This is a genomic window from Bacillus daqingensis, assembly GCF_042654445.1.
GTDB lineage: Bacteria > Bacillota > Bacilli > Bacillales > Salisediminibacteriaceae > Alkalicoccus > Alkalicoccus luteus.
Genome location: NZ_JBHSGK010000008.1, coordinates 65,139 through 78,711 on the forward strand (window position 1 = coordinate 65,139; position 13,573 = coordinate 78,711).

The 13,573-nt window shown below is 51.4% G+C and carries 16 protein-coding genes and 1 riboswitch; of the genes, 10 read left to right on the plus strand and 6 right to left on the minus strand.

The genetic code is table 11. The features are described 5' to 3' along the window. Positions 1–44: 44 nt before the first annotated feature. Positions 45–275: a type II toxin-antitoxin system RelB family antitoxin gene (gene relB, locus ACFO4L_RS09190; protein WP_377909372.1), complete on the plus strand. Its 231-nt coding sequence runs from the start codon at positions 45–47 to the stop codon at positions 273–275. Next, positions 272–553 carry a type II toxin-antitoxin system RelE family toxin gene (locus tag ACFO4L_RS09195; protein WP_377909373.1) on the plus strand — a complete coding sequence of 94 codons (282 nt, stop codon included), beginning with the start codon at positions 272–274 and terminating at the stop codon, positions 551–553. The genes relB and ACFO4L_RS09195 overlap by 4 nt, the downstream gene beginning before the upstream one ends. A 108-nt stretch (positions 554–661) precedes the next feature. Here the strand turns inward: ACFO4L_RS09195 and ACFO4L_RS09200 are convergent, their stop codons facing one another. The 3 genes from ACFO4L_RS09200 to ACFO4L_RS09210 form a co-directional block, all read right to left on the minus strand. Next, entirely contained in the window at positions 662–1,222 is a 561-nt protein-coding gene (locus tag ACFO4L_RS09200) for a TetR/AcrR family transcriptional regulator (protein WP_377909374.1), read from the minus strand. Then, complete coding sequence (locus ACFO4L_RS09205) at positions 1,219–1,419, minus strand: hypothetical protein (protein ID WP_377909375.1); 201 nt, start codon at positions 1,417–1,419, stop codon at positions 1,219–1,221. Before ACFO4L_RS09205 ends, ACFO4L_RS09200 begins: the two co-directional genes overlap by 4 nt. Before the next feature lie 152 nt (positions 1,420–1,571). Beyond that, positions 1,572–1,771: riboswitch (cobalamin riboswitch) on the minus strand. Positions 1,772–1,842: 71 nt separating this feature from the next. Further along, the gene (locus ACFO4L_RS09210; RefSeq protein ID WP_377909376.1) at positions 1,843–2,022 is read right to left on the minus strand and encodes a hypothetical protein; all 180 of its coding nucleotides are present in this window, start codon (positions 2,020–2,022) and stop codon (positions 1,843–1,845) included. A gap of 445 nt (positions 2,023–2,467) precedes the next feature. Here ACFO4L_RS09210 and ACFO4L_RS09215 point away from each other — a divergent pair, with 445 nt between their 5' ends. Continuing rightward, entirely contained in the window at positions 2,468–3,532 is a 1,065-nt protein-coding gene (locus ACFO4L_RS09215) for an acyltransferase family protein (protein ID WP_377909377.1), read from the plus strand. Between the two features lie 5 nt (positions 3,533–3,537). Further along, positions 3,538–5,283: a gamma-glutamyltransferase family protein gene (locus ACFO4L_RS09220; protein WP_377909378.1), complete on the plus strand. Its 1,746-nt coding sequence runs from the start codon at positions 3,538–3,540 to the stop codon at positions 5,281–5,283. Between the two features lie 55 nt (positions 5,284–5,338). Here ACFO4L_RS09220 and ACFO4L_RS09225 read toward each other — a convergent pair whose 3' ends face one another. Next, positions 5,339–6,379 (minus strand): NAD(P)-dependent alcohol dehydrogenase, encoded by a 1,041-nt coding sequence (locus tag ACFO4L_RS09225; protein ID WP_377909379.1) that lies wholly within the window; start codon positions 6,377–6,379, stop codon positions 5,339–5,341. Positions 6,380–6,496: 117 nt separating this feature from the next. After that, complete coding sequence (locus tag ACFO4L_RS09230; protein ID WP_377909380.1) at positions 6,497–7,036, minus strand: helix-turn-helix domain-containing protein; 540 nt, start codon at positions 7,034–7,036, stop codon at positions 6,497–6,499. 185 nt (positions 7,037–7,221) lie between these two features. Here ACFO4L_RS09230 and ACFO4L_RS09235 point away from each other — a divergent pair, with 185 nt between their 5' ends. The 6 genes from ACFO4L_RS09235 (at position 7,222) to ACFO4L_RS09260 (ending at position 13,345) form a co-directional block, all read left to right on the plus strand. Further along, positions 7,222–7,869: an alpha/beta hydrolase gene (locus tag ACFO4L_RS09235; protein WP_377909381.1), complete on the plus strand. Its 648-nt coding sequence runs from the start codon at positions 7,222–7,224 to the stop codon at positions 7,867–7,869. Beyond that, positions 7,850–8,590, plus strand: a complete 741-nt coding sequence (locus ACFO4L_RS09240; protein ID WP_377909382.1) for a GTP cyclohydrolase II — start codon at positions 7,850–7,852, stop codon at positions 8,588–8,590. Before ACFO4L_RS09235 ends, ACFO4L_RS09240 begins: the two co-directional genes overlap by 20 nt. Positions 8,591–8,609: 19 nt before the next feature. Then, positions 8,610–9,464, plus strand: coding sequence for a VOC family protein (locus ACFO4L_RS09245; protein ID WP_377909383.1), 855 nt, complete (start codon positions 8,610–8,612; stop codon positions 9,462–9,464). 263 nt (positions 9,465–9,727) lie between these two features. Beyond that, complete coding sequence (locus tag ACFO4L_RS09250; RefSeq protein ID WP_377909384.1) at positions 9,728–10,969, plus strand: M14 family zinc carboxypeptidase; 1,242 nt, start codon at positions 9,728–9,730, stop codon at positions 10,967–10,969. A gap of 235 nt (positions 10,970–11,204) precedes the next feature. Continuing rightward, positions 11,205–13,103 (plus strand): 3'-5' exonuclease, encoded by a 1,899-nt coding sequence (locus ACFO4L_RS09255; RefSeq protein WP_377909385.1) that lies wholly within the window; start codon positions 11,205–11,207, stop codon positions 13,101–13,103. A gap of 95 nt (positions 13,104–13,198) precedes the next feature. Continuing rightward, on the plus strand, positions 13,199–13,345 hold the full coding sequence (locus ACFO4L_RS09260) for a hypothetical protein (RefSeq protein WP_377909386.1): 147 nt from the start codon (positions 13,199–13,201) through the stop codon (positions 13,343–13,345). 62 nt (positions 13,346–13,407) lie between these two features. Here ACFO4L_RS09260 and ACFO4L_RS09265 read toward each other — a convergent pair. Beyond that, positions 13,408–13,573 (minus strand): transposase (locus ACFO4L_RS09265; protein WP_377909389.1); only part of this gene is annotated, 166 nt, incomplete at its 5' end.

Genomic DNA, 13,573 nt, shown 5'->3' on the forward strand with positions numbered 1-13,573 from the left:
TTTGTATTACAATGTATTACAAATAGAAGAGGAGGCGATGGGGAATGGCTGCATTGTCTTTGCGTGTGAGTAAAGCGGAAGAAAAAGTAATCAGGGAGTATGCCAAAAACAAAAATATATCGTTATCAGAATTGGTTCGTTCTGCTGTATTCGAACAAATTGAAAATGACATTGATCTTCGATTGTTTAACGAAGCAAAAGCGGAACATGAAGCGGATCCAACTGATGTTTCATTTGAAGAAATGCTGGATGAATTGGATGATGTCGAAAAATGACAGCGGAACAACGTGTATATGAAGTTCGTTTTGAGAAACGAGCAAGAAAAACATTAAAGAAATTAGACGCTTCTGCATCACGCTTTATCATGGCATGGATCAAAAAAAACCTTCACCATACAACCGATCCGAGATCCAAAGGAAAAGGGTTAACGGGTGATCGATCAGGAGCGTGGCGTTACCGCGTAGGGGATTATCGATTAATTGCAGAGATCCAGGATAAGAAATTAGTCATTTTAGTATTGGAAATAGGACACAGGAAAGATACGTATGGATAAAACGTTACGTATATAAGTCGGTATGATGTCGACTTCTTGCGCCCGGTACAGAAGCGGTAAGCTGGATAACGAAAATACAGCCTTCCCAATCGGGGAGGCTGCTCTTTTTTACTTGATCCCGTGCACCATCGACGTGATAATCTCGCGATGCATGCAGGTTTCCCTGTTTTTTTGTGTGCTTCCGAGTGCAGTAAAGGAAGCGTGCAGGGCGAGAATGATGCTTTCTATCGGCAGCGACTGCCGGAACTCGCCGCGCTGGATGCCCTCGCGGAGGACGCTCTCAAACATCCTATACTCCGGGCGGATCAGCGTAAACACGCTCTCTTTTGCAGAGGCCGCAGCGAGGTACTCCGGGATCACGTTCGAGAGGGAACGGTGTGCATGCGTTTTGTAATAGTCACCGAGCAGATACAGCTTGTCGGTCGCGTGCTTTGCCTCGTGAGACAGGGCCAGCCAGTCTGCATACATATCACGCGTAGTTGTTTTCACGCAGGCAAGGAACAGCGCCTCTTTGCTTGTAAAGTGGTAATACAGCGTGCCTTTGCTGACGTCTGCGCGCGTGCGGATGTCGTCCATCGAAGCCGCCGCATAGCCCTTTTCAACAAACGCCTCGTGAGCGGCAGTCAGAATTTCCTGTCTGGTCGTGTTTCGCTGCTTCAGCCCGGTCATGTCGTCTGCCTGCTTCCGGCGATGTGCTGCAGCACGAGCTGATAGGCAGCCTCCAAATGCTGCTTATCGGACGCATCCAGCTCCTGCTGCAGATGCTCGACGTGTTCTCGCAGGGAGGCGGCGTTTTCCAAGTAAAGCGTTTGATACATGAAAAATGACGTCAGCTGCTCCTCATAGTGTTCGATTCGCTCGTTCATACGTGCCCTCCTTGTCATCACAATAAAAAAACAACTCCCTTGAGGAAGCTGTTAAGAAGAGCGCACGCTTAACTAAGCGCTGGAGCGGCGCAGCAAGGCGCACGGGTCCATACGGTATACTCACACTTAACATCTCCTATCCTCGTAGGTACGAATGTCTGCTGAAACAGGCAGGTCTCCTGGCTTACGCTCATCGCTTCCCGGCTCCTTCCCATTTCCGCTCTCAGCAGAAACAGTGGCAACTCCGGGTCGCTCACGAATACAGTTGCGGGACAGCATCGGACTCTTCACCGATTTCCCTTTTAAGCAGCAAAGCAGAACGCCTCGCTGCACCTGAATCACATACTTATGCAGTTGTCTGATACATGGAACCTCATTACTATAGCACGACTAACAGCGGCAGTGCTACGATGAGCCAGCGCATCAGCCTTCCGTCTGCTTTTGACGCGGTTTCGTCAAATAGCGCCCAGCAAACGTGAACAGGACGACGAAACTTAATACTGCGATGCTGTCGATCAGCGTATACGATCCGCCCGTCCACTGACTCATGGCAGTCAGAAACGGAATGCCGATAACGAACAGCAGTACTGTTTTCCAAAGCATCGTTCCACCTCCAATAAAGGCCGGTTACCTGTAGTGTAACATGGATATCGTTTCCATCGAAAACCCTCAGAAAGATAAGGCAATCGTCTGATCGCTCAAGAGCCGGAGTGAGGGTATTCTGAAAAAAAGAGCGTGTGCTCAGAAGAGGAGAATTCAACATGGATCCGATCATGCTCATCATTATCGCCGCTGTTATCGTTGGTGCAGGAAGTGCCGTTTATACGTCTAAAACGAAACGGAAGCGTCTTTAGCGCCTGCTGCTTTCAAGCCCCTGCCCGATCGGCACGGGGCTTTTGATGCTGATTGCACCAGTCTCGTTTCAAGTGAAAATAGAACGGGTAAAAATCAATACCTTTAGGCAAGCAGAGAAGGAAAGCATGCAGATGGATCGAAAAAGCGCACGGACAGGCCGTCGCATCAGCAGCAGAAGTGAGGAGGAGGCGGCTTGAACAATAAAAAAGTCATCGATGAAGTATTTTGGATCCGCGCCGTTTCCTGTCTGGCAGTGGTGATGGTGCATGCCGTCTATAAAGGGCTCGAGCAGAACGGGCCGCACGTCTCCCAGGTCGAGGAGTATATTCTCATCGCAGTCAGATTTGCGGCGTTTTTTGGGACGCCTGCGTTCATATTTATATCGGAGCTGCTGCTCGCCTATGCGTATCCGCGCGGCCTGCCGCGTGGTTTTTTTCGCAAGCGGGTCATCTTTCTCCTCGCACCCTTCATATCGATCAGCGTGCTCTACGCCATAGCCGCCGCCAGTACATGGCAGGAGGCGGGCAGGAATGCACTCTTAAACGTCTTTGCCGGCAATTTCACCACGTATTTCATTCTCGTCATTTTTCAGTTTTACATCCTGCATATGCTGTTCCACCGGCTTCTGGCACGCTGTAACCCGTGGCTGATGCTGACAATTGCATTGATGATGACAGTCAGCTATCTGGGATACTTTAATCTTACTGAACCGCCGCCGGGTGACGTGTGGGCCTACATTTGGAACCGGGGCCACTGGCTTGGTATTCCGGGATGGGTATTTTACTTTGTGCTCGGCTACTACGCCGGCGCTTCCTATGACGTCATCAAGCAGCGGCTCCGGAAGATGAAGCCATGGGTGATCGTCTTTCCGCTCGGAAGTCTGCTGCTTGTGTTTCTGCTTGTCCGCTTTGAGATCATTGACACCGTTTCATCGAAGCGGATCGATAACATTGCCTACACCGTCGGCATGATCGTGCTGCTCGCATGGATTGCGCAGCGGGTTACCCGCGTTCCGGCGTTTATATTGACGATCAGCGCCTATTCCTTTCAAATTTATCTGCTGCACCGGTTTATTCTCCTCTGGCTTCCGCATATGGAGGCGCTGCCGATCATCGTGTATACGCTTCTTGCGGCGGTGCTGGCCGTACTTGGCTCCATGCTGATCACGTTTCTGCTTGGCTTTGTACCCGGCAGCTACTATATCATCGGTAAAAAACTGCCGGTTCCGTACAGGTCCCGGCCAATCGAAAGGAAGTGATGGCGTTGCTGAAAAAGTGTACATTACTTGTAGCGGCAGTGCTGTGTACAGCAGCGTGTACCAATCAGGAGGCAGAGAACGAATCCAATCCGGATCCGGTTACGGAAGAAGATCCTGCTGAAAATGAGGCGGACGATACAGAGCCTGCAGACAACGATACAAACGAAAGCGAGCTAGAAGAAGAAAACCGTACAGATGAAGAAGAAAACGAGCCGCCGGAAGAGGAAGCGGAGAATGATGCAGAATCAGCAGCGTATCCATACGCAGTCAGTGCCGGCCATCCGGCTGCGGTGGAGGCCGGCATGACAGTCCTTGCTGAAGGAGGAAATGCCGTGGATGCAGCAGTGGCAGCGGCGTTCGCCGTCTCTGTCGTTGAACCATTTGCGTCCGGGATCGGCGGCGGGGGCGTGGCGCTGATTCACGAGCAAGGAGAAGCACCGGAAAGTATCGACTACCGGGAAGTGGTGCCGGGAGACGGCATTCCATCCTCCAACGTCGGCGTCCCGGGATTTGTCCAGGGCATGCAGGACTTGTCAGACAGGTATGGCGAAAGTGGCTGGGAGGATCTTCTCACCCCGGCAGTAGAGCTGGCAGGGGGAGCAGAAGTAACTGAGCTTTTAGCAGAACAGCTGGAATCGGGAGCTTCGAGGCTGCCTGTCAGTGTGCTTCCCCAGTTTTACCCGGATGGCGCTCCGCTTGCAGTAGGAGAAACGCTGGTCCAGTCTGACCTTGCAGCCGTTCTGGAGGCTGTGCGTGCGGACGGGGCAGAAGCCTTTTACGAAGGAGCATTAGCCGACGACCTCATCGAAAACGTCGATGGTCTTGATGCAGCATCGCTTGCAGGCTACGAAACGGTCAACCATGAACCGGTTTCCGGAAGCTTTCTCGACTATGACGTAATCGGTGCACCCGCGCCGCTGCCTGGCATCAGCGTGGTGCAGATGCTGCAGATGCTGGAGGGGAGCACGGCTTTTGATGATTACGACGAACGCTACGAAGCAGAACATATTCACTATATGGCCATGTCCTGGAGGCTCGCCCGGGCAATGATGGAAACAGAACTTGGTGATCCGAACTTCGTCGACGTCCCGGTTGACGCGATGACAAATCCAGAGCAAAACCGGGAGCTTGCTGAAGCGATTGAGGCAGACCAGCTGTTTTCAATTGGAGAAAACGAGCCGTACAGTGCGCCAAACACGACACACATCACGGTAGTAGACAGGGATGGAACCGTCGTATCGATGACGAATACGCTGACTAACTTCTGGGGCTCTGCCTTGTATACGAACGGTTTTTTCTTAAACGACCAAATGGCACGCTTCAGCATCGGCCGTTCGGATAATAACGATCCGGAGCCGGGAAGACGATCGATCACCTGGTCGGCGCCAATGATCGTCGCTGACGAAGAAGGACCGGTGCTCGGCATCGGCAGCCCGGGCGGGGAGCGGATTCCGCTCATGCTCGCCCAGGTGATTGCCGATTGGGCCGTGCATAATCAGGACGTGGAGCGGGCTGTTGCCTCACCCCGGTTTCATATAAACGGTGACCGGCTGATCCTGGAAGAGCCGCCTGATGAAGCGCTGGAAAATGAGCTGCTTTCCATCGGCTATGCAGCAGTCGAAGAGCAGCCGACGGCACTCTATTTTGGCTCGGTGCAGGCGTTATCGATCGACCGTGACGATAGAAGCGTCACCGGCTATCGGGATGAACGAAGAGAAGCAGATGTGGCAGTGGAGGACGAAGACAGCTGAACGAACGGCCAAAAAGCCCTCTGCATTCATTTCGCAGAGGGCTCCTTTTTACCAATTAAAGCGTGCTCGTATCGATCACGAAGCGGTATTTCACGTCTGATTTCTGTACTCGTTCGTAGGCGTCGTCGATGTCGTCTGCGGAAATGACTTCGATTTCCGGCATGATCTCGTGCTTGGCACAGAAGTCGAGCATGTCCTGCGTTTCGCGGATGCCGCCGATCAGCGAGCCGGCAAAGGAGCGGCGCTGCGGAATCAGCGAGAAGACGTGCACATCAAGCGGCTCTGCCGGAGCACCGACGTTGACGAGCGTTCCGTCCAGGCGGAGCAGGGAGAGGTAGTCGTTGATGTTGATTTTCGCGCTCACGGTGTTGATGATCAGATCAAACTGTCCGGCGAGTGTATCAAACGTGTCCTCATCCTTCGTCGCATAATACGCGCTTGCGCCGAAGCGGAGCCCGTCGTCCTTTTTGTTCAGCGTCTGGGAAAGCACCGTTACATCCGCTCCCATCGCATGCGCGATTTTAACGGCCATGTGCCCGAGTCCGCCGAGTCCGACGACGGCTACTTTTTTGCCTGGTCCGGCCTGCCAGCGGTTCAGCGGAGAAAAGGTCGTGATGCCCGCACAGAGAAGCGGCGCTGCAGCATCAAGCGGCAGGTTTTCCGGAATGTGAAGGACGAAATCCTCTGTCACGACGATGTGCGTCGAATAGCCGCCCTGCGTCGGCTCTCCGTATTTATCGACGCCGTCATACGTCGGCGTATTGCCTTTTAAGCAGTACTGCTCTTCTCCGGCTTCGCAGTTCTCGCACGAGCCGCAAGATTCAACCATACAGCCGACGCCGGCGCGGTCGCCGGGCTGGAACTTCGTGACGTCAGAGCCGACCTCTTTGACGATCCCGGCGATTTCATGACCGGGAACGAGCGGGTAGTGGGCCTCGCCCCAATCGCCGTGTGCCGTATGAATGTCAGAGTGACAGATGCCGGCATAGTGGATCTCCAGTAATACATCGTGCTTGTCGAGCTCGCGGCGCTGAATGTCCGCCTTGCGAAACGACTGATGCGGTCCGTCCACCGCGCGTGCTTTTGCCATGACCATACGTATAACGCCTCCTTCAGAATGACGGAGCGCGAACGCTCCTTATCCGCTATCATAATATGGCGGAGGGACACGGCGCCAAGAATCCGGCTCGTTAAAGAGGCAGCGCACCTTCTCTTACAGCACGTCGATCAGCTCGGTATCGGTATAGATCGCAATGTACACAACAGCTTTTTCGTCACCGACGTTTTGCACGAAGTGGGGGACGCTTGCGTTCCAGCTGAAGGAGTCGCCCCGTTCAACGATGAACGAGTCTTCGCCCTGTTCGGCGAGAAGCTTCCCTTCCAGCACGAAGTGAGATTCCTCTCCTTCGTGGGAGTGGGGCTCGCCGATCGAGTCGCCGGGCGGAATTTCCACGATCATCGTGCGCAGCCCGCCCTTTGAGGCGAGGTGTTCGATGGTTAACCCCCTGTACACGGAATGACGCCGTTCGCTCTGGCGTACGACACGCATATGCTCATTTTTCTCCAGCAGCAGGTACGGGAGCGGCACCTTCAAAAATGCTGCAATGGTCTGCAGGGTGGCGATGGAAGGAGAAGTGTTGTTGTTTTCCACGTTGCTGATAAAGCCTTTGGAGAGGCCGGTGCTCGCACTCATTTGCGCAATCGTAATCCGCTTTCGGTTGCGGATGGCCCGTATTTTCGATCCGATTTCCACAGCTGTTCACCTCGAATTATTCTAATAAGAAACTTAGTTTTATATTAACAAACAATTTCTTGACAAACCAGCGGGAAGGGCGTATCTTAAAAGTAATAAATCACTTACTAAAAGTATGCGATATTTTTTTGAAAGATAGTTTTCTTATATGAATATTAGTTTCGCAAAAGAAAAGGAGTGGTGTTATGACATTCACCTACGAGCTGCGAAAACCGGCCGCACCGGCCGAAGCAAATCCGGTCGTATTTTTGCTGCACGGGATGGGGAGCAATGAACAGGACATGTTAGCACTTGGGGAGGAGCTGAGTGACCGTTTTTACGTGTTCAGCCTGCGGGGGCACCTGCCGCATCCGCCGGGATATGCGTATTTTACAATCGAGGAGTTCGGCAAGCCGCACTACGAGGTGTTCGCGGATGCAATGGAGCGGCTGACAGAGTTTATAGAAGACAGTTTAAACGAGCATCCGATCGATCCGGAACATGTGTATCTGGCCGGATTCAGCCAGGGGGCAATTGCCTCTCTCTCGCTCGGACTGATGCACCAAGAACAGATCCGCGGTGTCGGAGCGCTGAGCTGCTACCTACCAGCATTTATGCGCGAGCATGCCGCCGCGCATCTCTCCGTCTATATGGCACACGGTACAGCCGATCCGGTGCTGCCGTATGCATGGGGAGAAGAGGCGCGTCACCGTCTCGAACAGGGCGGCGTTGGCGTACAGTTTACAGCGTTTGACGGCGGACATGCCGTACCGGCTGATATTAAGCAGGGCTTTCAGCAGTGGATCCGTGCTATGGTCGAAAGAGGGCAACAGGATGCTTTCAAGCATACGTAAAGACGTTTACCGTCTCCTCGACAGGAAGATACAGCTGATCGAGCGAGATGGAGAGGCGATGTATCTTGTTGGCCCGGTCCGCATGCCGGTTCATCTCGACGGCAGAACGGTTACCTTTCAGTGGTATTCCTGGCTGACGTGCAGCGAGGCCGCTGTAAACTATGAAAAGCTGCTCGAGCAGCTTGCCCAGGCCGACCTGGCAAACCTGCAGCAGTCGAGTGTACTCGTCTACGGGGATTTTGCTGAAGCAGAAGATGCGGTGATTCGTATGCACTCCATCTGCCACACGGGGGATATTTTCGGCAGCAAGCGCTGCGACTGCGGCTTTCAGCTGAAGCAGTCGAAGCGTACGATTGCCGACCGTGGAGCAGGAGCACTCTTTTACCTCGCAAACCATGAAGGGAGAGGGATTGGACTGTTCAGCAAGGCGATGGCGTACCTCCTGCAGGAGAACGGCTTTGATACGATCGATGCCAATCATGCGCTCGGCTTTGCTGATGATGCGAGAAGCTACGAGGAGGCCGTCTTGGTGCTGAAGAGCCTCCGATCCAAGCCGGTGACACTTCTTACAAACAATCCGAACAAGATCGAGGCTCTTACGCGGGCCGGAATAACCCTGACAGAGAGCCAGTCGATCTGGGGCGGTGTTTCCGAGTTTAACGAAGCCTATTTGCAGACGAAAAGAACTCGCTCCGGGCATCTGGAGCAGCTGCAATCATAAACGAAAGGAACGATAAATCATGAACTTTCACCGTAAACCTGTTACCCACGTGAGCCGTGTCTCTCTGAAAGTAGAAGATTTAGAAAGGGCGCTTCGTTTTTACACGACTGTAATCGGCTTTCAAGTAACCGACCAGACAGCACGCACAGCGGAACTTACGGCAGGAGGTACCGTACTCCTGACGCTCGAGCAGCCGGAGGACGTTATGCCGAAGCAGCCGCGCACGACCGGCCTGTTTCACTTTGCGCTGCTCGTGCCGGACCGTGCCGACGTCGGCCGCTTTATCAAGCACTCGGTCAAGCACGGAAACGTGATTCAAGGGGCATCGGATCACCGGGTCAGTGAAGCACTGTACTTGTCGGATCCGGATGGAAACGGCATTGAAATCTACGCCGACCGCGATCCGTCCAGCTGGCCGTGGACGAATGATCAGGTCGGCATGGTCACCGAACCGCTCGATGTGGAAAGCCTTCTGGAAGCAGCCGGCGACACCGAGTGGAACGGGCTTCCGGAGGGAACCGTGATGGGACACATCCATCTGCATGTATCCGACATGGAACGGGATACCGCCTTTTATACAGACGTTCTCGGCCTCAGCATCGTCAGCTCCTACGGCGGCCAGGCAAATTTCCTTTCCGACAGTCGCTATCACCACCACGTGGCTCTAAACGTCTGGAACGGCCGCAACATTCCCGCGCCGGCCGAGAACAGCGTCGGGCTCCGGCACTATACGATTGCCTTCCCGAGTGAAGACGCGCGCCAAAACGTGCTCTCCCGCCTTGAGCAGACGGAAGCAGCCGTCACACGCGAAAGGGATGTCATCTCCACGGCTGATCCTGCAGGCAACCGGATTCAGCTGGTGGTGGAAGGGTAATTAAATAAATTTGTTCCACGGTAATCCACTGGATGACAGAGGCTTTTTTCATGGCAGAATGCAAAGCCAGATGAACCACTTCCTGCTCTGTCTTTCTCCCTGTAAATATCGCCGAAAAACAACTGAGTCGTTAGATTATATGACAAAAGCCAGCACGGCTCCATCCAATTGCTGGTTTTATTGTCTTATTTTTCTGAAAACGGGTTGCGCTTTTTATTTCGGAAGGCGAAAATTAAGGTATTATCCTACAGGGAGGTTTTAAAATGAAGAAGAAGGTGCTTGGCATCAGTTTAGCAGCGACGATGGCAGCGTCCGTTGTGCTGCCAGGGAGTCTTGGCGCAGAGCCGCAGTCGAAACCGAACGGGCCGTGGATCCAGCCTGGTCAACAGGTAATGCTGGAAAGCTTTTTGTCTCCGGATGAGCTGCATAAAAAGCTGGAGCAGATCAACGAGCGGGACCGCCACGACCGCATGGAGCTGGAGGTAGTCGGCCACTCTGCTACATACGATTATCCGATTTATGTGGCGAAGTTTGGGGAGGCGGATACCGATAACCCTAAAGTATTTTTGCAGACGCAGATTCACGGTGATGAACAGGCAGGCACAGAAGCTGCCGTCAGCCTGATCCACAACCTGACGATGAGCAACAACCGCGACGTGCGCAAGATTCTTGATAACGTGACCGTCTACATTCTGCCGATGCTGAACCCGGATGGATCGGAAACGTTCGAGGTAGAGCAGGGTCAGGCAAAGCAGCGTCAGAACATTCAGGAGTGGACGCCGGAAGAGTGGGGACTGGCAGAGGATACGTCAGCGCCATGGTATTACCGACCGGACACGGTGAGCGGAGAGCTCGGCTTTGACATCAACCGCGACTTCCATCCGGATTTGTCGTTTGAGCTCTCAGCAGAGGAAGCGGACCTGCTCCCGGGATTCGGCTCTGAGCCCGGCTTCTATGTCACACCGGAAGCACGTGCTTCACGGGATGTATTTGAAGAGCTGGAGCCGGACCTCTTCATCGACCACCATCACCGCTATAGCAACACCGTTTCGGAAGACGATGACCGACTGAACACGTTGCAGCTGATCGCCCAGGTCGTAGATGAGGACAACGTCGTTTCCTACGACGGGACAGATTACCAGCTGAGCGAAGAGTCTCTGGAACTTTCCAAGCAGGTAAACTCGCACGTGTACCAACAGCTTCAGCGCGGCAACTCGCCGTTTGGCGCTATCAGCCGCTTCCCGGAAGTGGATCTTCCAGGTACCGCACTCGGGAGCTACTCGCTTAACGATGCCGCGATCATGCTCTATGAAACACGCGGCCAGCAGCATCCTGACGGCCACACCGGCCAGAAAGCGAATGGCATGCTGATCCAGCAGACGTACGTCGGCCTCTATGAGACGCTGCTCGGACTGGCGACCGGTGAAATCTATGACATTGACCCGGACTTCTACGACACCGAAATTCCAGAAAACAGCCCGCGGATTGGGCCGCCGAATATGTAAGCAAGAAGGAAGCCCCCTGATCGGGATTGATCAGGGGGCTTTTATAAGTGAATAGTCATGTGTATGTTGTAATATTATGGTTTATGTATTGATAATGTATGTGTTATTTTACAATTAATGTATGATTTAATAACGCAAAGTATATTTTAAATGTCTAGACCGTTATTGCTGCCAGGATGCCGCTTGTTGAGTTGTTATGTTGTTACAGAACGTTATGAGCATGGAGGGAAGAAACATGGCTATTACGGTACCGGAATTTATTAAAGGACAGCCCACGGCAGGAGAACGGCTGGTTTTTAATACGCTGAAAAAATACCTGGATGATGATTATGTCGTGTATTACGAGCCGGTTATAGATAACTACACACCGGATTTCTTGATCATCGGTCCGCATCTTGGCGTTCTGATTTTGGAAGTAAAAGACTATACCATCAATACGATAAAACATGTGAACAGCAATGAGTGGACGATTAATACGAATGAAGGAACAAAAGTTTTAAAAGCCCCTTTGATCCAGGCGAGAGAATACATGTTTAAAGCGAAAAATCTCTTAGGAAATGATGAACAGCTCAAACAACAGGACGGAAAATATAAAGGACAATTAATTTTTCCGTGCGGCTATGGGGCGGTTCTTACAAGGCTGAATCAAAAGCAGTATATCGAAAATAATATATGTGAGGTATCCGATCCCCAGCTTACCCTTACGAGAGAAGAAATAGATCCAGATAATAACGAATTTGATGAAGAACTGCTAATTGAAAAATTGCTGAACATGTTTATTATGCCGTTTCGAATAAACGGATCCTTAACGCATGAACAAATCAATGCCATCCGCTATCAACTGTTTCCGGAAGTCCGTATTTCCCACCATAAACCGCAGTCCGTTGGCTATCGTGAACAGATGCTGCTATCCATGAACCATATAAAAGCAATGGACATTTATCAGGAAAAGCTTGCAAAGCAATTAGGCGATAAGCATCGCTTAGTGCGCGGAGTCGCGGGCAGTGGAAAAACATTAATCTTAGCCAGCAGGGTTCGATTAATTAAGCAGGAACACCCTGATTGGAAAGTACTTGTTCTTTGTTATAACATTTCGCTTTCCAGATCCCTGTTACACATGATAGAAGCGAAGATGGAAGAGCCAGCTGATTTACTGGAGGCCGCCCAGCCATCAGAAGAGCGGATGAAAGATGTGACGGTGAAGAACTTTCATGAGTGGATCCGACAGGACCTTCTCATTTCAGAAAAGCAAATTCCGGATCTCATCGAAAAATTAGAAAAGAAGGAAGCCATCCTGCCTAAATACGATGCTATTCTGATTGATGAAGGCCAGGATTTTGAGACGGAATGGATGCAGCTGGTCAGCAATATGCTGAACAAAGAAACGGCGTCACTTCTACTGGTGGAAGATAAGGCTCAAACGATTTACTCGAGAAAAACAAACTACCTGCAAAAAACAGGCTTGGATTTCCGGGGACGCTCAAAGGTACTGGACATTAATTATCGAAATACGGCTCAGATTGTGCAGTTTGCCTGGGATTTTTTCCAGGAACACACGGTGATCAAAAAAGTCGTCGAAGGTGATGTAGACGGAGAAGCACTGATTCATCCGAAAAGTACGAAGCGAAAAGGTGCGGATCCTATTATTGTGAAAGCAGCTTCATGGAAAGAAGAGGCTCAAAAGCTTACTGAAAATATCAGATACTTTCACGAAGAAAAAGGCGTTCCTTACGAAGAAATGCTTGTATTATACCGAGTCAAGCGAACACGGGATGCAGATGTAGTGGGCACACTTCAAAAAGAATTGGAAAATGCAGATATTCCTTACAACTGGGTCACAGAAAGCCCCGAAACGAAGCGAGATTACGAAAAAGAAGATGGCTGCGTCAAATTATGTACATTTGACAGCAGTAAGGGCTTGGACTTTCAAGCAGTATTTATTGTGAATACGGACAGCATGCCGTTCCAATTAGAAGATAATAAAGAAAAAGAAGCGGCCAGACTGTATATTGGCATGACAAGGGCAATCAATTATTTAACCATCTCCTACAGCGGCCTATCTGATTACACCGAGTACTTCGACAGCCTTTCTAAACAGCAAAAACAATCACTTCAACAGAAAAGCGGATCGTAACGAAAGAACCGGTTAAGCCCTGTAACTTTCTCCTCCTGTTTACCGTATATATAAACAGCACTCTGCAGGTATACATGCAGGAGAGGGGGATACATGTGGATCCGATAACGTTAATATTAGTCGTCGTACTGGTCATCTTTTTCTTTCCGCTGATCATGCGCGGCGTCGGATGCTTAATCCGGTCACTTGCGACAATTATACTCATCGTGGTGGCAGTTGCTTTAGTCATGCAGCTGTTGTAGCGGATGATAAATAAAACGGTTCTAAGTCAATTGTTGGGGTAGGTGGTTCTTCCGCCTGCCCCTCATCCAATTCCAGTCTTGAGATGCTTGTACTGATGATGCAATAAGATGCGCATGCGAAAGCGATCAAAGCGTTGAAACCCGAAGGCATTCCGCTTGAGTACTTTCGTCTGGTTGTTCAATCCCTCCACAAAGCCGTTCGTATATCCATAGGCAAAGCTGTTCATG

Bases quoted from the DNA above. Each gene is read 5' to 3' on its own strand.
- relB (WP_377909372.1), top strand. From the start codon at position 45: ATGGCTGCATTGTCTTTGCGTGTGAGTAAAGCGGAAGAAAAAGTAATC.
- ACFO4L_RS09195 (WP_377909373.1), top strand. From the start codon at position 272: ATGACAGCGGAACAACGTGTATATGAAGTTCGTTTTGAGAAACGAGCA.
- ACFO4L_RS09200 (WP_377909374.1), bottom strand. From the start codon at position 1,222: ATGACCGGGCTGAAGCAGCGAAACACGACCAGACAGGAAATTCTGACT.
- ACFO4L_RS09205 (WP_377909375.1), bottom strand. From the start codon at position 1,419: ATGAACGAGCGAATCGAACACTATGAGGAGCAGCTGACGTCATTTTTC.
- ACFO4L_RS09210 (WP_377909376.1), bottom strand. From the start codon at position 2,022: ATGCTTTGGAAAACAGTACTGCTGTTCGTTATCGGCATTCCGTTTCTG.
- ACFO4L_RS09225 (WP_377909379.1), bottom strand. From the start codon at position 6,379: ATGGTCATGGCAAAAGCACGCGCGGTGGACGGACCGCATCAGTCGTTT.
- ACFO4L_RS09235 (WP_377909381.1), top strand. From the start codon at position 7,222: ATGACATTCACCTACGAGCTGCGAAAACCGGCCGCACCGGCCGAAGCA.
- ACFO4L_RS09240 (WP_377909382.1), top strand. From the start codon at position 7,850: ATGCTTTCAAGCATACGTAAAGACGTTTACCGTCTCCTCGACAGGAAG.
- ACFO4L_RS09245 (WP_377909383.1), top strand. From the start codon at position 8,610: ATGAACTTTCACCGTAAACCTGTTACCCACGTGAGCCGTGTCTCTCTG.
- ACFO4L_RS09250 (WP_377909384.1), top strand. From the start codon at position 9,728: ATGAAGAAGAAGGTGCTTGGCATCAGTTTAGCAGCGACGATGGCAGCG.
- ACFO4L_RS09255 (WP_377909385.1), top strand. From the start codon at position 11,205: ATGGCTATTACGGTACCGGAATTTATTAAAGGACAGCCCACGGCAGGA.